At 44.0% G+C, this 21,493-nt stretch carries 18 protein-coding genes and 1 riboswitch; of the genes, 5 read left to right on the top strand and 13 right to left on the bottom strand.

The window, feature by feature from the left end:
- Positions 1-145: 145 nt before the first annotated feature.
- The 4 genes from J1C81_RS03425 to J1C81_RS03410 form a co-directional block, all read right to left on the bottom strand.
- The gene (locus J1C81_RS03425) at positions 146-757 is read right to left on the bottom strand and encodes a glutathione S-transferase family protein (protein ID WP_032909677.1); all 612 of its coding nucleotides are present in this window, start codon (positions 755-757) and stop codon (positions 146-148) included.
- Positions 758-907: 150 nt separating this feature from the next.
- Positions 908-1,064, bottom strand: a riboswitch (M-box (ykoK) riboswitch).
- 75 nt (positions 1,065-1,139) lie between these two features.
- Positions 1,140-2,315, bottom strand: a complete 1,176-nt coding sequence (locus J1C81_RS03420; protein ID WP_002914601.1) for a MalY/PatB family protein — start codon at positions 2,313-2,315, stop codon at positions 1,140-1,142.
- Positions 2,308-3,465, bottom strand: coding sequence for a cystathionine gamma-synthase (locus J1C81_RS03415; RefSeq protein WP_002914600.1), 1,158 nt, complete (start codon positions 3,463-3,465; stop codon positions 2,308-2,310). Before J1C81_RS03415 ends, J1C81_RS03420 begins: the two co-directional genes overlap by 8 nt.
- A gap of 97 nt (positions 3,466-3,562) precedes the next feature.
- Positions 3,563-5,191 carry a putative polysaccharide biosynthesis protein gene (locus J1C81_RS03410; protein ID WP_002914599.1) on the bottom strand — a complete coding sequence of 543 codons (1,629 nt, stop codon included), beginning with the start codon at positions 5,189-5,191 and terminating at the stop codon, positions 3,563-3,565.
- Between the two features lie 86 nt (positions 5,192-5,277).
- On the opposite strand from J1C81_RS03410, the gene J1C81_RS03405 reads away from it, so the two are divergent.
- The gene (locus tag J1C81_RS03405; protein WP_002914598.1) at positions 5,278-6,723 is read left to right on the top strand and encodes a UDP-N-acetylmuramoyl-L-alanyl-D-glutamate--L-lysine ligase; all 1,446 of its coding nucleotides are present in this window, start codon (positions 5,278-5,280) and stop codon (positions 6,721-6,723) included.
- A gap of 45 nt (positions 6,724-6,768) precedes the next feature.
- On the opposite strand, the gene J1C81_RS03400 is transcribed toward J1C81_RS03405, so the two are convergent.
- Positions 6,769-7,524: a CPBP family intramembrane glutamic endopeptidase gene (locus J1C81_RS03400; protein ID WP_032909674.1), complete on the bottom strand. Its 756-nt coding sequence runs from the start codon at positions 7,522-7,524 to the stop codon at positions 6,769-6,771.
- A 219-nt stretch (positions 7,525-7,743) separates the two neighbouring features.
- Between J1C81_RS03400 and J1C81_RS03395 the strand changes: the two genes are divergently transcribed.
- The 4 genes from J1C81_RS03395 to J1C81_RS03380 all read left to right on the top strand — a co-directional run bounded on the left by J1C81_RS03395 (position 7,744) and on the right by J1C81_RS03380 (position 11,678).
- Positions 7,744-8,529, top strand: a complete 786-nt coding sequence (locus tag J1C81_RS03395; protein WP_002914596.1) for an ABC transporter ATP-binding protein — start codon at positions 7,744-7,746, stop codon at positions 8,527-8,529.
- A gap of 79 nt (positions 8,530-8,608) precedes the next feature.
- Positions 8,609-9,544 (top strand): iron-hydroxamate ABC transporter substrate-binding protein, encoded by a 936-nt coding sequence (locus J1C81_RS03390; protein WP_032909673.1) that lies wholly within the window; start codon positions 8,609-8,611, stop codon positions 9,542-9,544.
- Between the two features lie 99 nt (positions 9,545-9,643).
- Positions 9,644-10,663 (top strand): FecCD family ABC transporter permease, encoded by a 1,020-nt coding sequence (locus tag J1C81_RS03385; RefSeq protein ID WP_002914592.1) that lies wholly within the window; start codon positions 9,644-9,646, stop codon positions 10,661-10,663.
- Complete coding sequence (locus J1C81_RS03380; protein ID WP_002914591.1) at positions 10,653-11,678, top strand: FecCD family ABC transporter permease; 1,026 nt, start codon at positions 10,653-10,655, stop codon at positions 11,676-11,678. Before J1C81_RS03385 ends, J1C81_RS03380 begins: the two co-directional genes overlap by 11 nt.
- 7 nt (positions 11,679-11,685) lie before the next feature.
- Here the strand turns inward: J1C81_RS03380 and J1C81_RS03375 are convergent, their stop codons facing one another.
- The 8 genes from J1C81_RS03375 to treP all read right to left on the bottom strand — a co-directional run bounded on the left by J1C81_RS03375 (position 11,686) and on the right by treP (position 21,475).
- Positions 11,686-11,880 carry a CsbD family protein gene (locus J1C81_RS03375; protein WP_002914590.1) on the bottom strand — a complete coding sequence of 65 codons (195 nt, stop codon included), beginning with the start codon at positions 11,878-11,880 and terminating at the stop codon, positions 11,686-11,688.
- A 100-nt stretch (positions 11,881-11,980) separates the two neighbouring features.
- Positions 11,981-12,634, bottom strand: coding sequence for a DUF1803 domain-containing protein (locus J1C81_RS03370; RefSeq protein ID WP_002914588.1), 654 nt, complete (start codon positions 12,632-12,634; stop codon positions 11,981-11,983).
- Positions 12,627-13,139 carry a YiiX/YebB-like N1pC/P60 family cysteine hydrolase gene (locus J1C81_RS03365; protein WP_002914587.1) on the bottom strand — a complete coding sequence of 171 codons (513 nt, stop codon included), beginning with the start codon at positions 13,137-13,139 and terminating at the stop codon, positions 12,627-12,629. Before J1C81_RS03365 ends, J1C81_RS03370 begins: the two co-directional genes overlap by 8 nt.
- A gap of 90 nt (positions 13,140-13,229) precedes the next feature.
- Positions 13,230-14,165: a manganese-dependent inorganic pyrophosphatase gene (locus J1C81_RS03360; RefSeq protein ID WP_002914586.1), complete on the bottom strand. Its 936-nt coding sequence runs from the start codon at positions 14,163-14,165 to the stop codon at positions 13,230-13,232.
- A gap of 138 nt (positions 14,166-14,303) precedes the next feature.
- Positions 14,304-15,113 carry a pyruvate formate-lyase-activating protein gene (pflA, locus tag J1C81_RS03355; protein ID WP_002905907.1) on the bottom strand — a complete coding sequence of 270 codons (810 nt, stop codon included), beginning with the start codon at positions 15,111-15,113 and terminating at the stop codon, positions 14,304-14,306.
- Between the two features lie 222 nt (positions 15,114-15,335).
- Positions 15,336-17,585: an endonuclease/exonuclease/phosphatase family protein gene (locus J1C81_RS03350; protein WP_002914584.1), complete on the bottom strand. Its 2,250-nt coding sequence runs from the start codon at positions 17,583-17,585 to the stop codon at positions 15,336-15,338.
- A gap of 188 nt (positions 17,586-17,773) precedes the next feature.
- Complete coding sequence (gene treC / locus J1C81_RS03345; RefSeq protein WP_002914583.1) at positions 17,774-19,405, bottom strand: alpha,alpha-phosphotrehalase; 1,632 nt, start codon at positions 19,403-19,405, stop codon at positions 17,774-17,776.
- A 72-nt stretch (positions 19,406-19,477) separates the two neighbouring features.
- Complete coding sequence (treP, locus tag J1C81_RS03340) at positions 19,478-21,475, bottom strand: PTS system trehalose-specific EIIBC component (protein ID WP_002914582.1); 1,998 nt, start codon at positions 21,473-21,475, stop codon at positions 19,478-19,480.
- Positions 21,476-21,493 lie beyond the last annotated feature (18 nt).

The raw sequence follows: 21,493 nt of genomic DNA, 5'->3' as shown, positions 1-21,493 counted from the left end.
GATGTATGATTGTTAAATTTCATACACAGGGACCAATCACTTTATGAGGACAGAACGACACAAATCAGCGATTGGCTGTGTATGTGCGGTTCCGGATAATCGTCAATTTGCATCGCATGTCTCCTTTCTTAATTTATAAAAACAATTAAAAGTCCCAAGATGCCTGCAAGACCTCAAAAGTGGCATTCATCTTCTGTGTCCAATCTTGCAATTCTGGAAAATTTTCTTTTAAAGATAATCCAATAACTTCTTCACGTAAATTCCACCAATCTACAAGAGCAACTACTTGGATTGTTGCAATATTTAAAGAGAGCCCTTGCTCAGTAGCCAGTTTCTCTAACAAAGACAAACTCCGTATATTTCTCTCTTCAATTTGCTGATGTCTGTCTTTCCACCAATGTTCTTTTTCATGGAAAAATTTTTCCGCAACAATCGGCATTGTATTTTCCAAAATTCCTTCAGCAATGGACAGTATATTTAAAACATGCCATTTATCCATTCCATTGGGGAAAAGTGAGATTTCCTGACCTAGTTCGTCTAAATATTGAGAAATTAAATCACTACCATATAACCATTCTCCACTGGAAGCTTGAAAAGCAGGAATTCTACCTAAAGGATTATCTTGATTGTGTGGTGAATTTCTATCAAAAGCCACCTGAACTTTCTGAATATCCACTTGCTCCTCTAAATGATGGTGTAAAATTGTAACATATACCTTACGCGCAAAAGGACTGGTACTAGAATACCAAAATTTCATCACTATTCCTCCTTCTTTTTCCTTAAGAGGCAGGCCAATCAAATATTTGCACTCTTGAAATATTTTCAACAAAAAAGAATACCCTGCCAATTTCTCAGCAGGGTTGTTTGCATGTCAGGTTATTCGCTTCATTGTTTTAAGCACAGATAAAGCAAGCATTCACCGTTCAAGCTTTAACTCCATAAGGCGATGAAATGAGCTTAGTCTTGACCTTGGCGATCAGGACTGTTAACCAACGAGTAGTGTCTCCACTGCTTTGCGGTAGTCATCCGTATCCTTATGGTAGCCTCACCTACCGATTTTCCACTATTACTATACTCCTCTTTCAAAGGATTGTCAATCATTTTTTCTCGCTTGAGACAAATTTCAAAAAATTCTTGATTTATTTTGGCAATACCTCTGCAATACGGGAGCAGATTTCTTCAATCATCGTCTCTGGAGCAGCAACATTTAGGCGGGCATGGCCCTTGCCTTCTTGACCAAAATCACTTCCTCTATTCAGGACAACCTTAGCCTCTTCTCGCAGAAGCTGGAAGAGCTGGTCATCTGTTAGGCCATAATCTGAAAAGTCCAGCCAAATCAGATAAGTCCCTTGAGGCTTCATGACCCGCAGGCGCGGTGCCTCTTTGGCAAAATAAGCAACTACAAAATTCACATTCTTCTCAAGAACTTCCTTGAGCTCCATCAACCAAGTCCAACCGTAACGATAGGCTGCTTCTGTCGCTAAAAAACCAAGGCCAGGAATTTCATGCTGGTTGTTGGCCAGCTGGCGTTTTTTAAACTGATGTCGTAAGCTTGGATTCTCAATCACAGCATAGGAATTTTTAGTCCCAGCAATATTAAAGGTCTTAGTTGCACTGGCTAAAATCAAGCTAAAGTCCTTAAAGTCAGGCGAAACAGTATTGAAAGACTGATGTTCATGGCCAAACAGCGTCAAGTCTTGGTGGATTTCGTCTGAGACCAGGAGGACGCCGTACTTTTGGCAGAGGCGGCCAATTTTCTCTAACACTTCCCGTTCCCAAACTCGACCTCCGGGATTATGAGGATTACATAAAACATAAATCTTGACTTCATTGTCTGCAATGTCCCGCTCCAACTGCTCAAAGTCAATCTGAAAGAGACCATCCTGCTCTATCAAAGAATTGGTAATAAGCTGACGATTATTGAGCTTGACACTGCGGGCAAAAGGAGGGTATACAGGAGTATTGATTAGAACAGCATCCCCTTCCTTGGTAAAGGCTTGGATAGCCGTCGAAATAGCAGGAACAACCCCCTCGATAAATACCAAAGCATCCCGATCAAAGGTATAGTCGTGCTCATCCCGCTCCCAATCTAGAACAGCATTGATTAGCTCTTCACTGGCATAGGTATAGCCATAGACCAACTGATTAGCATAGTCATGAACGGCTTGCTGGATTTCAGGCAGGACTTCAAAATCCATATCTGCAATCCAAGCTGGCAGAACTTCTTTGTCCTTCTCCGCTTCTTTCCATTTATAAGTATGATGCCCTACACGACAGGGTGCTTTTTCAAAATTATATCTTCCCATATTATTCATTCTCCAAGGCTGCACGTAAATCGTCTACCAAATCTCGACTATCCTCAATTCCAATTGACAGGCGTAGCAAATCATCAGTTAAGCCATAAGAATGACGCACTTCCACCGGAATGTCTGCGTGAGTCTGGGTCGTCGGATAGGTAATTAAACTCTCCACTCCACCCAAACTTTCCGCAAAGGTAAAGACTTTCAGGCTATTTAAGAGATGAGGAATCTTCCCTTCGTCCACAACTTTAAAGGAAATCATACCACCCTTTCCTGGATAGAGAACCTCTTTTACCGCAGGAGATTGCTTCAGAAAAGCGACTACTTCTTGCGCATTCTGAGTAGAACGTTCCATGCGGAGAGCAAGTGTCTTGAGACCGCGCAAAAGCAGATAGCTGTCAAAAGGAGACAGGACAGGCCCAGTTGTATTGAGGTTATAGAATAGCTTGTCATAAATAGCAGCGTCATTGGTCATGATAGCTCCAGCCAAGACATCATTGTGCCCACCCAGATACTTGGTCGCAGAGTGCAGAACTATATCAGCTCCATCCTCCAGCGGTCTTTGGTAAATAGGACTGTAGAAGGTATTGTCCACAATGACAGCTGCTCCTCGCTCATGAGCTGCTTGGGAAATGCGGGCAATGTCAAACTCTACCATAAGAGGATTGGTCGGTGTCTCGATATAGACAATATCTATATCCTCTGTCAGATTATTGAGTAGTTCTTCTTCTGTATTGGCATAGGTAAAGGCAAAGCGCCCTTCTGCTTCAGCCTGAGCAAACCAGCGGAAAGAGCCACCATAGAGATCCCGAACAGCCAAAACCTTGCTGCCAACTGGAAAGGCACTAAAGGCCAGCACAATAGCCGACATACCAGAGCTAGTCGCTAGAGCATAATTTGCACTTTCGATAGCAGCCAGAGTCTCTTCCAAGCTAACCCGCGTTGGATTCTTGGTTCGAGTATAGTCATAACCTGTTGACTGACCAAACTCAGGGTGCTGGTAGGTTGTTGAAAAATGCAGGGGTGTTGTTAAAGCACCAGTTGTTTCATCTTTTTTTACCCCAGCCTGAGCCAGTAGTGTATTTAATTTTACGTCCTTACTCATATTAACCTTCCAATCCTTCGCTAATATTTCACCCTCTATTGTAACATCTTTTGAAAACATTTTTCTTTTTTCTTTTCAAGAGCTAGCTATAGTTTGAAACTATAATGTTAATGTTTTAGACATAGTAAAGATAAAAATTAAAAAGCCCTGCGGCTTTTTAATAGATATGAAAGCGTCGTCGCAGACTAGCCGCTTTTGAACCGATAAAGCGATCCATAAGACGAACTTTGAGTGCCAGTCCGCCATAAACAGCGAGGCCGATACCGCCAATCAGAGCTATATAGACAAAACTGGAAATCCGTCCACTAGGATGGAGGAAGAGGCCAATGAGAAGTTCTGCCACCAAGACAAAGATGGTCATCAGAACCGTCAGAATCACTGACAGGAGACTCCGCTTAAAGAGGTTCTTAGGATTCAGACCAGTTACCTTGCGAATTTCCTGATACATGAGCAGGATTGGGATAATCAAGCCAACTGTCGTCGCAAGAAGAGGACCATAAGCTTTAAAAATATAAATCAAGGGTACTTGCAGCACCAACTTGACTCCCACTCCATAGAGGAAGTAAATAATAGCTTTTCGATTTTGGAAGAGGGCCTGAATCATCGGAGCCAACACCGTATATAGACTGAGGATAATGGTCTGCAGCATAGCAAAGATGAAAAGTCCCAGCGCTAAGCCGTCTGGCTTGCCATAGAAAAAAGTATACAGAGGTTCCGCTACCAAAACAGCACCAATGGTTGCTGGCAAGATAAAGAAAATTAGCATACTAAGATTATCCTGCACCAAGCGGGCAGCCGAGCGAAAATCACCTTTGACATAGTTCTCGGTCAAGAGAGGAATCCCGACACCACCGATAGAAGTAGCCACTGCAATTAAAATCATGGTAATTTTATTAGGATTGGCTGAGAAGTAGGCAAACTGAACCAAGAGCTCGGACTTGCTGTACTTGCTAATCCAACCCATGACATGGATAAAGGTAGCTTGGTCAATAATCTGAAAAAGCTGAATGGCAGATCCTGTGATAATGAAAGGAATGGCTTCACGAATGGTATCCCAGAGGAGGGCACGGCCATTAATCTCCCCTGCATTAGCAGGCTTATGAAGGATAGAAGTCAGCATACCTGTCTTCCAGAGATAGAAGGCTAAGACAGCCATGCTAGCCAACATGCCGATAAAGGCGGCGAAGGTAGACTGGGTAACCGCTTCTACATAGTTGCCAGAACCGATTTTCATGATGAAAAAGGCTGTCAGCAGCATCCAGATAACCCGAATGACCTGCTCCGCAATCTGACTGATGGCATAAGGCTTGAGATTGTTAAAACCTTGGAAAAAACCTCGGATAACACTCATCGATGGGAATATCAAAACAGCCAAAGACAGACTCTGCATGACTGGCACCAAGTCTGAACCACCGCCAGACATAGAAGCGAAAACTGGTGAGAGCAGGTACATAATCACTGCAAAGACAGCTCCCAAAAGCAGCATAAACTTGAGAAACTCTCGGATGAGAGTGAAACTGTGCTCTTCCTTGTCAATGGTATTGTACTTAGCTACCTGCTTGGCTACTGCCACTGGCACGCCGGCTGTAGAAATCAGTAAAAACCAGGCATAGATATTATAACCCATAGTAAAAAGGCCGTTGGCCTCGGCGCCGTGTTTGCCCATCCAGATATACCAAGGTATGATATAGATGGCACCCAGAAGACGACTGATAAAATTGCTGGCAGTTAGCCAGGCAGTTCCCCGCAGCATCTGCTGCTGCTGGCTTGTTGTTTCTTGGCTCATAGAAAACCTCTTCTATTTATTCTTCTTTTATTATAAACTTTTCCTTGCCTCTTGTAAAACCCAGCCATAAGGTTTACAATAGATTTATGATTAAAATTGAAACCGTATTAGATATTTTAAAAGAAGACCATAATTTTCGTGATATTGTTAAAGACGGAGAATACTTCTTCTCCTATAGCGGCTTGACTTTCGATAGTATCAGTTATGACAGCAGGGAAGCAGATGCCTCTACCCTCTTTTTTGTCAAGGGTGAGGCTTTTAAGAAAGAATTTCTAGAAAAAGCCGTCTCAGCTGGCCTACGCTTTTATATCAGCGAGACAGACTTTCAAGTGGGCATTCCGGTCCTTTTGGTCAACGATGTCAAGCAAGCCATGAGTCTCTTAGCCATGGAATTTTACGGCCATCCTGAGAAAAAGCTCAAACTGCTGGCCTTTACTGGCACCAAGGGTAAGACAACTACAGCTTATTTTGCCTATCAAATCCTTTCCCAAAGTCATCACCCTGCCCTGCTCTCAACTATGAATACCACTTTGGATGGCGAGACTTTCTTCAAGTCAACTCTGACTACACCAGAGAGTCTGGACCTTATTACAATGATGGCCCAAGCCCTTGCTAATGATCGGACTCATCTCATCATGGAAGTTTCCAGTCAGGCTTATCTCAAGAAAAGGGTCTATGGCCTAACCTTTGATGTCGGTGTCTTTCTTAATATCAGCCCAGACCATATCGGCCCTATTGAGCATCCAACCTTTGAAGATTACTTCTACAATAAACGGCTTTTGATGGATAATAGCCGAGCAGTTATCGTGAATAGCGGCATGGACCATTTCCAAATAGTGAAAGAGCAAGTCGCCTGTTTGGAACATGATTTCTATGGAGCAGGCTCTAGTAACACTATCACGGATTCTCAGGCTTTCAGCTTTGAAGCGACTGGTAAGTTAGCTGGCCACTACGATATCCAGCTCATCGGCCGCTTCAATCAAGAAAATGCAGTAGCGGCTGGTCTTGCCTGTCTGCGTCTGGGTGCTAGCCTCAAAGACATCAAAAAAGGAATTGCCGCAACCCGAGTCCCAGGCCGTATGGAAGTTCTGACTCAGAAAAATGGCGCCAAGATCTTCGTTGACTATGCTCACAATGGCGTCAGCCTAAGCAACCTGCTGTCTGTCGTAGAGGAACACCAAAAGGGCAAGATTATTCTTCTCTTAGGTGCTACAGGCAACAAGGGTGAAAGCCGGCGCAAAGACTTCGGTCGCCTACTTAATCAGCATCCTGAGCTGACCGTTATCTTAACCGCGGACGACCCCAACTATGAAGACCCTCTAGCCATTGCGGAGGAAATCGCATCTTACATCTCCTATCCAGTGGAAAAAATAGCCGACCGAGAGGAAGCCATCAAAAAAGCTCTCAGCCTGACAGACCGAGAGGGAGATGCCGTCATTCTGGCCGGTAAAGGAGCGGATGCTTACCAAATCGTAGAAGGAGAAAAAGTAGCCTATCTAGGAGACTATGCACTTGCAGAAAAGTATTTATAAGAAAAAAGGCGAGCATATCGCCTTTTTATTGTCGTTTTGTAAAAATCACCGCCATTTAATCAGAACGTACATCAAGCTGGAGCCAAACATATCCGCCAAGGCGTGCATGAGAAAGAAAGGCAAGAGGTTCTTGACCTTGTACTTGTAAAGGAAATAGTAAAAGAGACCGTACACCACTCCGATAACCAAGGCCCACAGCATGCCCTGATAGGTGTGGAAAGAAATCCGAATGATAGTAGAGTAGGCCAGAGCCCACCACTTATACTTATCCCTAACAGAGGTCATAAGCCCCAGAAAGAAGAATTCCTCATAGAAACCATTGAGAAGTCCGTAGAGGATGGCCATAGGTGTCAGTTCAGCAAATTTCCGGAAGATTTCCAGAACATCTACATAAGACCAGAGAGTTGGATCAAAGTAATTATACTCGCCGCTCAGTGTCGTCACAATGTCACCAAAGAACCCTACTGCTACAAAAATAAGTGGAGTCCAGAGGAGAACCGACCAGCTCATACGGATGGGAAGCTGCTTAAAGTCAAAGCGCCGAAGCAATAGATAAAGAATGGTCAAGACCAGCATCAGTAGCTGAAAATTGAAATTGCTAGAAAAAGCTGCTCCCTCGCTGGCTGTATTGGTCACCGTTTCAGTCGCTCCTGAGCTGGAAGCTGGCGCAAAGCTAGCTAAATAAAGCTCCGTTGAGCGGTAAATAAACTGCCCAAACATGAGCAGAGTAATCACAACAATATCAAACCACCTCAGCTCTTTCAAAGGCTTAGAGGGGCGTAGGTTTGTCAATAATTTCATCATTTTTCCTTTCACCACCTGTAAATTCATATCATCATTGCAGGTCCTTTTTAATATTTCTATCTTAGCATGAAAAGCTTAAATTTTTATTATTTACAATTTTATAAAACTTTTTTATTTTATTTTTATTAAATTGTCAGAAAACTATTTTTTAGAAAAAATTTTATGATATAATAAAAATTGAAATTCTGATAGAAGAATCAGACAGAAAGGAAGTCTATGTCCACTATCTCTGCAGCAAGTATCCAGGTCGCCTACGATCAAAAGGTTATTATTGACGGACTGGACTGCCAACTCGCCGAGGGAAAGATTACAACTATTATCGGTAGCAATGGCTGCGGTAAATCCACGCTTCTCAAGGCTTTTACCCGTATTTTGCCGACAAAAGCTGGCAGCATAACTCTGGATGGACAGTCCATCGCCCTACTGCCGACCAAGGAGGTGGCGCAAAAGATTGCCTTGCTGCCCCAAACCATGGAGGCGACCGATGGCATCACCGTCTATGATCTGGTCTCTTATGGCCGCTTTCCGCATCAAACTGGCTTGGGGCGAATCAGTATAGAAGATCGGGAAAAAATCTGCTGGGCTATGGAAGCAACTCAAGTCAGCGAATTTTCGGACTGGCAAGTGGATGATTTGTCTGGAGGTCAGCGCCAGCGCGTCTGGATTGCTATGGCCTTAGCTCAAGATACAGAGACTATTTTTCTGGACGAGCCGACCACCTATCTGGATATGAATCATCAGCTGGAAATCTTGGAGTTGCTGAATGACCTCAACCGACTCAGCGGAAAAACCATTATCATGGTTCTGCATGACATCAACTTGGCTGCCCGCTTCTCCCATCAGCTGATCGCTATGAAAAATGGGCATATCCGATATCAAGGAAGTGTTGAGCAGGTCATGACTTCGGATATTCTGAGAGACATTTTTCAGATTGAAGCCCAGATTATTCGGGATCCTATTCAGGATAAGCCGCTCTGCCTCAGCTATCAACTCCTTAAATAAGCAATGCCTTCATAGATAAGTTTCCCATATCTTCTTCGTGGATACAGCTTCTAAACTTTTTATAGAATTGGAGGAAAAAATGAAAAAGTTTTTATCATTTGCTACCCTTACTGTCACCATCTTCCTTTTAGTCGCCTGCGGCAGCTCATCTAAATCTGAAAACTCTGCCTCTTCAGACAAGGTAGAGCTATCCAGCAAGCCCAAGATTGACGGATTCCACTACTACGGTGATATTCCTAAAAATCCAAAACGCATCGCCAGTCTCTCCTCAACCTACACCGGCTATCTGCTGCAACTAGGCTTCGACCCTGTCACTGTAACATCCTATGATGCTAAAAATCCTGTCCTCAAGGAAAAAGTCAAAAATGCCAAGGTCCTGATGCCAGAAGATTTAGAGTCTATCGCCAAGCAAAAGCCAGACCTTATCGTGGTAGATGCTAGTGACAAAAATATCGATGAACTAAAGAAAATCGCTCCAACTATTGCCATTGATTATGGAAAAAATGACTATTTAGAAATCCTGAATCGCTTTGGCCAAATCTTTGGTAAGGAAAAAGAAGCTGATCAATGGATTGCCGATTGGAAGAGCAAAACAGCTGATATTGGCAAACAGTTAAAAGAAAAGCTGGGACAAAATGTCACTTTCACCGTTGTCGGGCTATATGAAAAGGAAATCTATCTCTTCGGTAACAACTGGGGACGAGGCGGAGAAGTTATTTACAAATCTCTAGGATTTGAGGCTCCACAAAAGGTGAAGGATGAAGTATTCCCAAGTGGCTACTTGCAAGTCAGCCAAGAAACAGTGAGTGAGTACATTGGCGATTATGTCCTGGTTGCAGCTGAAGATGATAAAACGGGCAGTGCTCTTTACGAAAGCGATGTTTGGAAATCCATTCCCGCTGTCCAACAGAACCATATCTTAAAAGTGGATGCCAATGCCTTTTATTTCAACGATCCATTGACACTTGAATACGAACTCAAAACCATTCAAGATGGCCTTGAAAAAATGAACTAGGGCATTCCTTGCAGGAACTCAGACTAGTGAAAAAACATTGCTAGTAAGCGATATATCTCATGACAGCTATTTTATTTTCGACAATATAAAGGATACCAGATGACGCTTCATTCACTCTTCACTCAAAAAAATAGGCCAAATATTTTTTGGCTTGTTTTTTTCGCCCTCATTCTCCTGCTGATTAGCGGACTCTATCTCTACCTGCGCTTTGGCATTCCCAGCTACTCCCATCAGCAACTGATAGAAACACTGAGCCATCCTTTCAAGGAAAGTCCAGCCCAGAACATCATCATAGATCTGCGCTTACCTAGAGGAATTGCAGCTCTGCTAGTCGGAGCTAGCTTGGCCGTTTCAGGAGCCATCATGCAGGGGATAACCCGCAATGCTATTGCTGATCCGGGACTTTTGGGAATCAACTCTGGAGCTGGCCTAGCGCTCATCTGCGGTTATGCCTTTTCTAAGAGTATACACTACAGTAGCATCCTCCTGCTCTCACTTGCAGGAGCCTGTCTAGCCAGTATTCTGGTTTTTAGCCTCTCCTACCATCCTAGAAAAGGTTTTGAGCAACTACGTCTCGTCTTATCCGGTGCCATGGTAACAACACTCCTGACTGCTATCGGACAAGGCTTGACCATTTACCTCAACCTGACGAATGCTGTCATCGGTTGGCAGGCTGGAGGGCTTCTAGGAACCAATTGGAAAATGCTGCAAATCATTGCTCCCTTTATCTTATTAGGCCTCTTACTGGCTCAGCTATTTTCTCACCAACTAACCATTCTCAGCCTCAATGAAACAGTAGCCAAGGGCTTAGGCCAGCGAACGACTCATATGACCCTAATCTTTCTAAGCCTTGTTCTACTGTTATCAGCGGCAGCTGTTGCCCTAGTAGGAAGCCTAGCCCTCGTCGGACTGATTATTCCACACTTTGTCAAAACCATCAGCGGAAAGAACTACCAGAAAATCTTGCCACTGACGATGCTAACAGGAGCGCTATTTCTACTGATTTGTGATTTTTCTGCGAGTTATATGGTCGGTTTGCCTCTTAGCTCTATTATCAGTCTCGTTACACTGCCAATCTTCCTGTGGCTGATGAGAAAGGGGGCCTTCTATGAGAGATAAAAAACGGATTCTTTTGGTTCTAGTAAGCCTCAGCCTCCTGACTTCCCTAATTTTCCTACTGTCTCTATCATCAGGCGATCAGGAATTTAATGTCGGAGAAGCTTTTCGATATCTGCTGGGGCAGGGAGATGATGGCAGCGCCTTTATCATGGAGCAGATCCGCTTGCCTCGAATTCTGGTCTGCCTTCTAGCAGGAGCTTCGCTAGGGATGAGCGGTGTACTGCTGCAGACCTTTACCCGAAACCCACTTGCTGATTCAGGAACCTTGGGAATCAATGCCGGAGCTGGTGTTATTATTACTCTTGCTATCAGCAAGCTAGAAGTGACCAATCCTTTCTATATTCGCTATCTTCCCTTTATCGCAACCTTTGGCGGTATGCTGACTGTAGCTCTTATTTACCTGATCTCACATCAAAAAGGCCATGCTATAAGCCCCGTCAAGCTCATTATCGCTGGCGTGACCTTGTCAACCATCCTGTCTTCTAGTATGATTGCCATCACCGGCCGTGTCAATCAGAACAAACTGACCTATGTGGTTAGCTGGCTAGCTGGTAAGATTACGGGTAATAACTGGGAAAGTCTAGCTATTGCTGGCCCCTTTTTGCTTTTATTCTGGCTGCTGACCTATCTGCATTCCCACAAGCTCAATATCCTCAGTCTAAATGATGAAACAGCTCTAGGCCTGGGGCTTCATCTAAAAAGAGAGCGGCAGATAACCCTACTATTGGCCAGTGCTCTCGTCGCCTTTAGCCTATCTCTAGCTGGAAATATTGTATTCATCGGTATGTTGGCTAGCCATATCAGCAAACGATTCCTGCCTAGCGATCATCGCTTACTCTTTCCAGCCGCTATGCTACTAGGTGCCTTTATCATGACAGGAGCAGATACGATCACAAGAACCTTCCTCATCGGAAGCTCCGTCCCGACAGGCATTTTGATTTCCATTATTGGAGCCCCCTACTTCCTCTACCTTATGTATCAGCAAAAAAAAATAATCAGCCGAATAATCGACTGATTGTTTTTTATTTATCCAAGCTGTTTTTGATACCTTCAACGGCACCTTCTACAGCTCCTTTAGCATCTTCTGCAACTTCTTTGGCTTTAGCAACTGTTTTTTCTACAAAGCCTTCTGCTTCAGTCTTGTTATCGCCTGTAACTTTGCCCACGCCTTCTTTAACAGCGCCTTTAGCTTGATCGAATTTATTTTCTAGTGACATAATTTTGCCTCCATTCTTTTTTACGGTTTCTGATACCGTTTACAGTAGTATAAGTTTTTTCTTTTCAAAGGTCAAATATTCTGCTCATTCTATGAGAAAATCAGTCCAGCTGGAAAGTCAATCTCTCCTTATCAAAGCTGGCCTGTAACTCATACTTGCCTGCTTCGTTTTGCCGGATATAGCCCAAGATTACTAGGCTATCGACAAAAATGTCCCGCCGCTTCTGCATGAGCTCATCCTTGCGGACATACTTGAGAAGAAAGGTCGTCATATACTTGAGTGCATACTCTGGATTGACATCGCCTAAGACAGCATAGAGGGGCTTTTGTGCCTCAGACAGCGGATATTGGCGCTGCATCTTGTAAAAATAATTTGCCAAGGTCAGCTTATCCCGCTGAAAATCTGTCTCTTCCAGCAAAACAGCCGCATTGGTCTGATTGGAAAGCTGAGTCTCAAAGCGCAGCTCTAACAGTTCCTGATAGAGCGGACTATCATCACGGATAAAGATTTCCTGATCCAAACTCACAGTCTCCAAACTTTCCAAAAGTGGCAAGGTCAGATAATATCGCTTGTTCTCTCGCTTGATGTAGCCAGCCTTGATAAACTCCTCTATCGAGCGGTCAATGTTGGCCACACTCTCAAAGTCTCTCTTAATCTCCCGCAGAATCACTGCCTCATGCTGATCCAAATAATCAATCAGCTCCTTAAAAAAAGGCTGGCACATCAAACGGCTGGGATTGATGATTTTAATCATGGAGTTCTCCTTTGTAGATGAGTTTTCTTGACTGAGCCAACTGGCTAGGATTCGTTCCAGGCTGACCTAGGAGAACCACTAAGCCCAAGTCCCGATAATATTCCTGCCAAAAATCAGAAATCAGATTTTTCTCATCACCAAACTGCATGGGAATCGTATCAAAAATCGGCAAAATTTCCGCAATATACTCCGAACAGTAAAAACCATCGGACTGCGGATAGAAGCTGAAATTGTATGGCTTTCCTAGATGTAATTTGGCCCTTTTAAAGACTGCTTCTGCTTCAATAGCTGGATAGCAGTACACGTCATAAACATCCTCATCTTGTAAAAAATCAGACAAATCTTGATTGACAACACCATTCTCATGGGTTGCATGATAAATCTCACCATTAAAAAAGATGGCCACATGACTATATGAACCAGTTGCTGCTCGGATGGCTGCTGCAATTTCTGAAGATCCGACTGTAAAAATCAAATCTCCATCTTGTAAATCTTGAATCTTCATTTTTCTCACCCATCAAAAAAGGAGTCAAGACTCCTTTTAGGTATGAGGGGAATAGCCCCTTCTAGTAACTTATTTCCTCAAATGAGCTCTTTAAGCATTAAAACTTTCTGTTAGTTGAGGCACCACTTGCTTCTTACGAGAAACAGCGCCTGCAAGGAAAGCATGGTTGTTTTCAAGAACAAAGTTAAAGGCTGCTTCGACCTTATCCATATTGCTTCCGATAGCCAGAATCTCTGAGTCTGAGTTGATAATATCTGTGATCATCAAGACAAAGTCAGAGTAGCCATTATCAGCGATTGCTTTTTCAATAGCCGCTTCGATTTCTACTTGACGCTCCAAAACTTCTGCAATATCAACTGTGTTGACCTGTGCCACACGCACATTATTTCCATTCAGTTCAAACGTTTTAGCATCGATGTCGATCAATTCTTCTGCAGACTTGCTAGCCAAGTTTGTACCTGCCTTAAGCATTGCCAAACCATACTCTTCCAAGTTGACACCAGCCAGCTCAGCCAATTCTGGTGCAATGACCTTATCAGTTGGATGAGTTGTTGGTGACTTAAGCAAGAGAGTATCAGAGATCAAACCAGACAGCATCAATCCTGCAATTTCTTTTGGAACTTCTACGCCGTGCTCCTTGAACATACGGTAAACAATAGAGGAAGCAGATCCCACTGGCTCCAAGCGCATGTAAAGCGGACTAGCTGTTTCAAAGTTAGCAACACGGTGGTGGTCCACCACGCCATAAACTTCAACTTCAGCAATATCTGCCACAGACTGCTGGAATTCATTGTGGTCTGTCAAGATGACTTGCTCAGCCCCTTCTGCCTTGGCAGATGTAATCACGCGCGGCGCAGCCACGCCAAAATAATCCAATACAAAGGCTGTTTCTTCATTAGGCTCACCCAGAGCAACAGCTTCTGTATCCAAGCCATAAGCTTCGCGAGCCAAATAAGCAAAAGCGTAAGATGAACCGATAGCATCTGAATCAGGATTTTGATGACCGAAAACTAAAATTTTAGACATGATAAACCTCTTCTTTTATATAAACTTATTGCATTTATTTTACCATAATTACAGGCATTTCACAAAAGCAGAAGGACATTTTCTTAAGAAAAATGGACTGGTTAGCCCACCAGCCCATTTATTCATACTCAAAGTAGATTAGCTATTATGCACCCGATTCATATACTCTGTATAGGACTCCGTCTGCATGAGTTCCTTAGCATTCTTGACCCGATCAGCTGTCGGAGGCTTAACACCTTCCAGCTTGTAAGGGATACCCAACTCCCGCCATTTGAATTCTCCCATGGTATGGTAAGGTAGAATTTCAAACTTATCAACATTCTTCAGCGTCTTTACAAATTTACCTAGCTCAATCAGGTCATCATCACGGTCGGTCAATCCCGGAACCAAGACGTGACGAATCCAGACTGGCTTTCCAATGTCAGACAAGTACTTGGCACAAGCCAAGATATTCTTGTTGGTCTGGCTGGTCACAATTTTGTGCTGTTCTTCGTTAATCTCTTTGATATCTAGCAAGACTAAATCCGTCACTGCCATAAGCTTGTCAAATTTTTTCAGATAGCGAGGCGTATTTCTAAAAGGCAGGGCACAGGTATCCAAAGTACAGTGGATGCCCAGCTCCTTAGCCTTGGTAAAGAGGGCAATCAGAAAATCAATCTGCAGCAAGGCTTCTCCTCCACTGACGGTGATGCCGCCTTTATTGCCCCAGAAACCCTTATAACGGAGAGCTTCTTGTAAAACATCATCCACCGTTCGCAACTGAGATTTGTTGGTCTCCATCTCCCAAGTATCCGGATTATGGCAATACTGGCAACGCATATGGCAGCCCTGCAAAAAAACAATAAAACGGATACCCGGTCCATCAACAGCTCCAAAACTTTCGGTGGAGTGGACCATGCCCGTTACCTTTCCATAATCAACTGCTTCTTCAATTTTCTCTTCAACCATCACGCAACCTCTTAACTCTGAAAACGTTTTATAACTAACTACATTATAACATGATTAAAGCAAAAATAGACTTAATTTGCCTATTTTTTAGAAAACAAACTGTTTTTCAGTTTCATTTTCAGTGTTTTACAACAGATAAAACTTTAGGGCGAAAGCAGTAGGCAAAAAAATCAGGGCAAAATCTTTATTCCACCCTGATTTCACTTTTTAAATTGATTTTAGTTAATTTCTGCTTCTCTTTTTGAGAGTAAAAGCAAACATTAGCATGGTCAATCCCAAAACTGTCCAGCCACTGTTATTTTGGCCGGTCTGCGGGAGTCCCTTCTTCTTGCTGCCAGCAGTCTGACCTTGTCCAGTTTGATTGGACGATGGAGAATTGGTCTGAGACGGAGCTCCTTGTTCTGCTGCTACAGAGGATTGTCCAGTTGATTGAGACGGTTGGGAGCTGTCAGAAGACGAAGCTGCAACATCCTTAGAAAAGTCCAGCTGCACCACTACTGGATCATGGTCTGAAGCTCTGCCATGTTCCTCCATGAAAGAGGCATTGATATGGACAGGCGCAAAGACTGCCTTGCCTGCCAGGTTCTTCGAAATAAAAATGTTATCCAAGCTTTGGTTGCTACCGCGGTAGAAATAAGAATAACGGTCAGCCGCATCATGCTCCTGCATGAGATTAATCAATTCATTACCCGCCAGTGCTTTAGCCGTTTCGGAAAATTCAAAATCGTTAAAATCACCAGTCAGTACAAACTTAAGGTTAGGATTTTGTCTCAGTCCTTCCTGAACAAAGCTATTTAAAATTTTAGCCTGCTCTATCCGGGCTGCCTGCGTATGTTGAACTGCTGGCTGAGCGGAGCCATAAACGGCATCATCCCCAATCTTGGACTTCAAATGATTGGCGATAACGACGATATGCTGTCCCTTGAATTCAAACTCAGCTGCCAAGGATTTACGAACCTTGGTAAAGGCTGGATTGGTCGGTTCGATTCGGGCAGGATTCTTAACCAAATGGCCACCAGAGAAGCTAGCTGCTTCATCACTATTACCAGCATCTTTCTCAACTAATTTTACACGATTTGGATCGTAGAGAAAAGCCACGCGGATATTGGAGCCAGGCTTGCCGCCATCTTGACCGTCAAGTGGGGCAACTTCAGTGTACTTGTAAGTTTTTCCACCCAGTTCTTTGATGCGGGCCGCTAGTTTCTCACCGCTTTTGACACCGCTGGTCGTTCCGTCATTGACACTGCCATTCTCATCTTGAACCTCGATGAGCGTGATGATATCTGGACTATGGATTTCATTGATGAAGGAATTAGCGATTCTAGTCACTTTTTCCTCAGGTGTTTCACCTTTTTTAGCATTAGCAGAAAAATTCTCGATATTGTAGGAAGCGATAGTCAGCTTGTCCTCGCTTGGATAGATAGGAGAGACCTGTCTTTGCAAGCCCCCGTCTACTAAATCAGGCAGCTGAGTCGGCTCCAACTTATAAATCTTCCCACGATAGGTCACAACTCCGACCACATCACCATTGAAATAATCCTTGGCCTTGGCAATAAATTTATTGCCAACATAGACTGGAATGGTTGCTGTATTTTGAGCGTTTGGACGAAGATTGAGACCTCCGATATTGTTTAATGGCAAGGCTTGGTAGCCTTCAGGTAAGAGATAAATGTCTCCACGGTACTGCGGGCCTAAAACGCGGGGCCTCTTCACCGTCGTCAACATTCCTTCCAAACTTTCCCAGTAGTCCAGTGCTTCACTTTGAGGCTGATAATTATTAATATCATTATCGACCGTATCCTGAGGCATATTAGCCACGATGTCTACTGGAGCAGGTAAGTCAGTTTTCCCTTCCTTGGTCACCTTGGAAGCCATCAGCATGGTAACTGTCAAACTACCACTGGGCTTGTTGAAAGTTTGCCCCTGACGAACGCTGAGCTCTTCCATGTAGCCTTCTTTGACGCGTCCTTCAAGACTAAGTTTATCACCGACATCGACTTTTTCTTTAGAAACCACATAAAGAGCATCAGAAGTCCTGCTATTTCCATCAGGAATCACATCTTGAACATAAAAACCATAACGGTCTGTTTTCGTCACAACTACATTGGAAACTTGAACCTCTTTGTCCTCATAGGGAGAGGCTTGTGATTCTCCCTGAATGGTTCCTACATTGGACACAACTTCTGGTCCGCTAGCCGCGGCTTGTGCTGTAGCAGGGGCTTGGTCTGCCTTTTCCACTGTCTCTGTAGAAGCTGGCCTTGACTCTCCGGGGTCTGCAGCTGGACTCTCCGCTTGACTGGCAACAGACGCACCGCTTACGGCCGGATTCTCTGTAAGAGCAGCCGCCTCTGAAGTCGACGAACTTACCGCTTCTTCTGCTCCGGCCAATTGGACAGAAAAAAGCATGGACAGAAAAGCAGCTAGCAAAACCGCTGTGGGAAAGAGCTGCCTGTAAGAAACTTGTTTTTTCATGAACTTCTCCTTTTCTGTATAAATGTATATTATCCTATTTAATTTTTATTATAAAGAAAAGAATCAAATTTTGCAAAGGCTTTCTTAAAATTCTGTATTAGTTTCTCTCACTTCAGAAAAATACTTGTCTAGGCTTGCCCAACACAGAAAAAAAGAATCTAGAAACATTTCCAGATTCTTTCGAGACTTTAGTTTTCACCTACTAAGATAGCCACGGTTTCGTAAGGCTGCAGGGTCATCACATGGTCAATCCGAGTCTTGCCGTAATTGGATAGGAGAACCTGACCGCTTTGATAGTCTGGTAGGATGTCCACCGTAATCGGATCAGCATAAAAATTGTTAAGGACCAAAAGCTTTTGCCCTCGCCACTCCCGCTCAAATGCATAGATCTGGGGACTGTCCTCATAGGCTGGCTGATAGCTGCCCTCTGCGATGATAGGCAGTTCCTTACGCAGGGCAATCAATTTCTGATAAAAGGTAAAGATCGGTCCCTTGATTTCATTTTCCACATTGATGAGAGGATAGGATTTGCCCGCCTTCAGCCATGGAGTTCCTGTTGTAAAACCTGCATTGACTGAATCATCCCACTGCATAGGCGTTCGAGAATTATCACGAGATTTAGCCTTGATGATCCTGAAGGCTGCTTCTGGCGATTGACCTTCAGCAAGCAGACTCTGGTAAGCATTGAGAGACTCGACATCCACATAATCTTCCATGGAGTCATAGTCAGGATCCACCATGCCAATCTCCTCACCCATGTAGATATAAGGCGTCCCGCGAGACAGATGAATACTGGCTGCCAACATGGTCGCTCCTTCATTGCGGAAATTCTCTACATCGACGAAGCGGTTGAGAGCTCGCGGCTGATCATGGTTGTTCCAAAAGAGAGCTGACCAGCCATCATGATTGCTCATTTCCTTCCCCCAAGTGTGGAAGAGGCGTTTTAACTCTTCAAAGTCAAAAGCCTTAAGCGTCCATTTCTGTCCAGCTTCATAGTCCACCTTGAGATGATGGAAATTAAAAGCCATGGATAGCTCCTGCCGGTCTGGAGCGGTGTAAAGGATACAGTTTTCAATCGTCGTAGCACTCATTTCACCAACCGTCATAAAGGAATCGTCCTGCCCAAAGGTTGCTTCGTTCATCATACGCAGATAGTCATGGACGATTGGCTTATCAGTATAGGCAGGCTTGCCCTCCTGCTCTGGACAGTCCGTCAGCACTTCATCTTTACCGATCACATTGATGACATCAAAGCGGAAGCCTTTGACGCCCTTGTCCCGCCAAAAATTCACCACCTTGAAGAGTTCTTGACGAACATTGGGATTGCGCCAGTTAAGATCAGCTTGAGTGACATCATAGAGATGCAGATAATATTTGCCCGTATCGCCAAATGGCGCCCAGGCACTTCCACCAAACTTGGACAGCCAGTCCGTCGGCTCATCCCGCAGGATAAAGAAGTCCTGATAGTAGGAATCCCCAGCCAGTGCCTTTTGGAACCAATCATGCTCAATCGAGCAATGATTGAGAACCATATCCAGCATAAAGTCAATACCATGCTGCTGGCCGACCTTGACCATCTCTTCAAAATCCGCCATATCTCCAAAGATAGGATCAACCGCAGTATAGTCAGAAATATCATAACCATTGTCCCGTTGCGGACTCGGATAGAAAGGATTGAGCCAGATCATATCCACTCCCAGCTCTTTCAGGTAAGGAAGTTTTTCAATAATCCCGCGAAAATCTCCCAAACCGTTGCCAGTTGTGTCTTTAAAAGATTTTGGATAAATTTGGTAGACAACCTTTGTTTTATCAAGTGTCATATTTTCTCCTTTTTTGAGAAAAGGGACAGATTTTAAAGCACCGTCCCTTTCTATAAGTCATTTCATTTTTCTTTAAAGTGGATTAGCTGCCATCAACTGACTTCCTCGCTCAACTGCCTGAGGAAGTTGTTCAAGCTCCTCCACCTGATACTTGTCTGAGTTCGTAATGATGACTGGTGTTTCCGTTACATAGCCCGCTTTCTTGATCATGTCTATATCAAAGGAAATGAGCTTGTCGCCAACCTTGACCTTATCTCCCTGAGACACATAACCTTCAAATCCTTTGCCCTCCAGATTAACAGTGTCCATTCCGATATGCATCAGGATTTCAACACCTTCATCTGACAAGATGCCGATGGCATGCTTGGTTGGGAAGAAGACTGTTACTCTACCATTGACTGGTGAAACCAACTCACCTTGGCTAGGAACAATGACAACTCCACGCCCCATCAAACCTTGTGCAAAGACAGGATCTGTTGCCTGACTCAATTCTTTGACTTCTCCTGCCAGCGGACTAGTAATCGTTACAGGAGCTGATGAATCAGCTGCTTTCACCTCTGGAGATGACTCGGCTTTGGATGGCCCGGCAAATTCAGCCTCTTCCTGAGCTGCAAACTCTGCCTGCAATTCTGGATCTTCCTCTGTCTTCGTCAAGAAGCCTGTCTTGTGGAAAAAGAAAGTCAGGAACATTGGTACAAGGATTGCTACAAGCATAACTCCTGCAAATGGAATCATATATTTTGCCTGGATAGAAAGGATACCTGGTAAACCACCAATACCAATGGCATTTGCTGTTATATTAAAGGTTACAGAAAGCAGACCCGCAATAGACGAACCAATCATTCCCGCAACAAATGGATAAACGTACTTGACGTTGACCCCGAAGAGAGCAGGCTCAGTAACACCAAGGTAAGCTGAAATGGTTGCAGGCAGGGAAATTTGCGCTTCCCGCTCATCATGGCGTTTCATAAGGTAATAAGCAAATACAGCTGAACCTTGAGCAATATTGGACAGAGCAATCATTGGCCAAAGACCAGTACCACCGGCATCCGCTACCAACTGAGTATCAATGGCATTGGTCATATGGTGAAGACCTGTGATAACAAATGGAGCATAAAGAGCACCAAATACTGCGCCAAAGAGCCATTTAACAGGGCCAGTTAAACCTGCAAGTACAACTGTTGAAAGTCCCTGACCGATTGTCCAACCGATAGGACCCAAGACAGTATGAGCCAGAATCAGAGCAGGAATCAATGATAAGAATGGCACAAAAATCATAGACACTACTTCTGGAATATGTTTACGCCAAAAGATTTCCAGATAAGATAGAGATAAACCTGCTAAAAGTGCCGGAATAACCTGAGCTTGGTAACCAACACGATTGACAGTGAAGAAACCGAAATCCCAAACCCAGTCCTTAGCGATTTCAGCTGCTGGTGTCGATGCTACTGAATAAGCATTCAGCAATTGTGGGGACACCAAACAGATCCCCAAGACAATACCAAGAATTTGGCTAGTTCCCATTTTACGAGAAACAGACCAAGTGATTCCAACTGGCAGGAATTGGAAAATTGCTTCTCCTGGAAGCCACAAGAAATGGTTGATGCCAGACCAGAATTTGGATACCTCTGTGATTGTTTTCCCATCCAACATAGACCAATGAACGCCTTCAAGGACATTGCGGAAGCCAAGGATTAACCCTCCGACAATCAAGGCTGGAATGATAGGGGTGAAAATTTCCGCCAGAGTGGCCATAACCCGCTGAAGGGGATTTTGCTTGCTCTTAGCAGCAGACTTGGCTGCTTCTTTTGATACTCCCTCAATACCTGATACAGCAGTGAAGTCATTGTAAAAGATTGGCACATCATTTCCAATGATGACTTGGAATTGCCCAGCATTTGTGAAAGTTCCCTTGACCACTGGGATTGCCTCAATGGCCTTGACGTTGGCCTTTTTATCGTCGCCAAGTACAAATCGCATCCGCGTTGCACAATGGCTAACTGCTGTGACATTCTCTTTGCCGCCGATTGCATCAAGCAGATCTTTGGCTTCCTTCTCAAATTTTCCCATTTGACTACTGGCTGAATG

This window comes from Streptococcus sanguinis, from assembly GCF_050225395.1.
Taxonomy (GTDB): domain Bacteria; phylum Bacillota; class Bacilli; order Lactobacillales; family Streptococcaceae; genus Streptococcus.
The sequence above is the reverse complement of the archived record's forward strand: the minus strand, read 5'-3'. Positions and strand labels throughout refer to the sequence as shown.

Excerpts from the sequence above, each read along its gene's own strand:
- treC (WP_002914583.1), bottom strand. The coding sequence starts at position 19,405 with ATGACACTTGATAAAACAAAGGTTGTCTACCAAATTTATCCAAAATCT.
- J1C81_RS03365 (WP_002914587.1), bottom strand. The coding sequence starts at position 13,139 with ATGAAGATTCAAGATTTACAAGATGGAGATTTGATTTTTACAGTCGGA.
- J1C81_RS03395 (WP_002914596.1), top strand. The coding sequence starts at position 7,744 with ATGTCCACTATCTCTGCAGCAAGTATCCAGGTCGCCTACGATCAAAAG.
- J1C81_RS03385 (WP_002914592.1), top strand. The coding sequence starts at position 9,644 with ATGACGCTTCATTCACTCTTCACTCAAAAAAATAGGCCAAATATTTTT.
- J1C81_RS03390 (WP_032909673.1), top strand. The coding sequence starts at position 8,609 with ATGAAAAAGTTTTTATCATTTGCTACCCTTACTGTCACCATCTTCCTT.
- J1C81_RS03400 (WP_032909674.1), bottom strand. The coding sequence starts at position 7,524 with ATGAAATTATTGACAAACCTACGCCCCTCTAAGCCTTTGAAAGAGCTG.
- J1C81_RS03375 (WP_002914590.1), bottom strand. The coding sequence starts at position 11,880 with ATGTCACTAGAAAATAAATTCGATCAAGCTAAAGGCGCTGTTAAAGAA.
- J1C81_RS03415 (WP_002914600.1), bottom strand. The coding sequence starts at position 3,465 with ATGTTTTCAAAAGATGTTACAATAGAGGGTGAAATATTAGCGAAGGAT.
- J1C81_RS03380 (WP_002914591.1), top strand. The coding sequence starts at position 10,653 with ATGAGAGATAAAAAACGGATTCTTTTGGTTCTAGTAAGCCTCAGCCTC.
- pflA (WP_002905907.1), bottom strand. The coding sequence starts at position 15,113 with ATGGTTGAAGAGAAAATTGAAGAAGCAGTTGATTATGGAAAGGTAACG.
- J1C81_RS03425 (WP_032909677.1), bottom strand. The coding sequence starts at position 757 with ATGAAATTTTGGTATTCTAGTACCAGTCCTTTTGCGCGTAAGGTATAT.
- J1C81_RS03370 (WP_002914588.1), bottom strand. The coding sequence starts at position 12,634 with ATGATTAAAATCATCAATCCCAGCCGTTTGATGTGCCAGCCTTTTTTT.
- J1C81_RS03420 (WP_002914601.1), bottom strand. The coding sequence starts at position 2,315 with ATGAATAATATGGGAAGATATAATTTTGAAAAAGCACCCTGTCGTGTA.
- treP (WP_002914582.1), bottom strand. The coding sequence starts at position 21,475 with ATGGGAAAATTTGAGAAGGAAGCCAAAGATCTGCTTGATGCAATCGGC.
- J1C81_RS03360 (WP_002914586.1), bottom strand. The coding sequence starts at position 14,165 with ATGTCTAAAATTTTAGTTTTCGGTCATCAAAATCCTGATTCAGATGCT.
- J1C81_RS03350 (WP_002914584.1), bottom strand. The coding sequence starts at position 17,585 with ATGAAAAAACAAGTTTCTTACAGGCAGCTCTTTCCCACAGCGGTTTTG.
- J1C81_RS03405 (WP_002914598.1), top strand. The coding sequence starts at position 5,278 with ATGATTAAAATTGAAACCGTATTAGATATTTTAAAAGAAGACCATAAT.
- J1C81_RS03410 (WP_002914599.1), bottom strand. The coding sequence starts at position 5,191 with ATGAGCCAAGAAACAACAAGCCAGCAGCAGCAGATGCTGCGGGGAACT.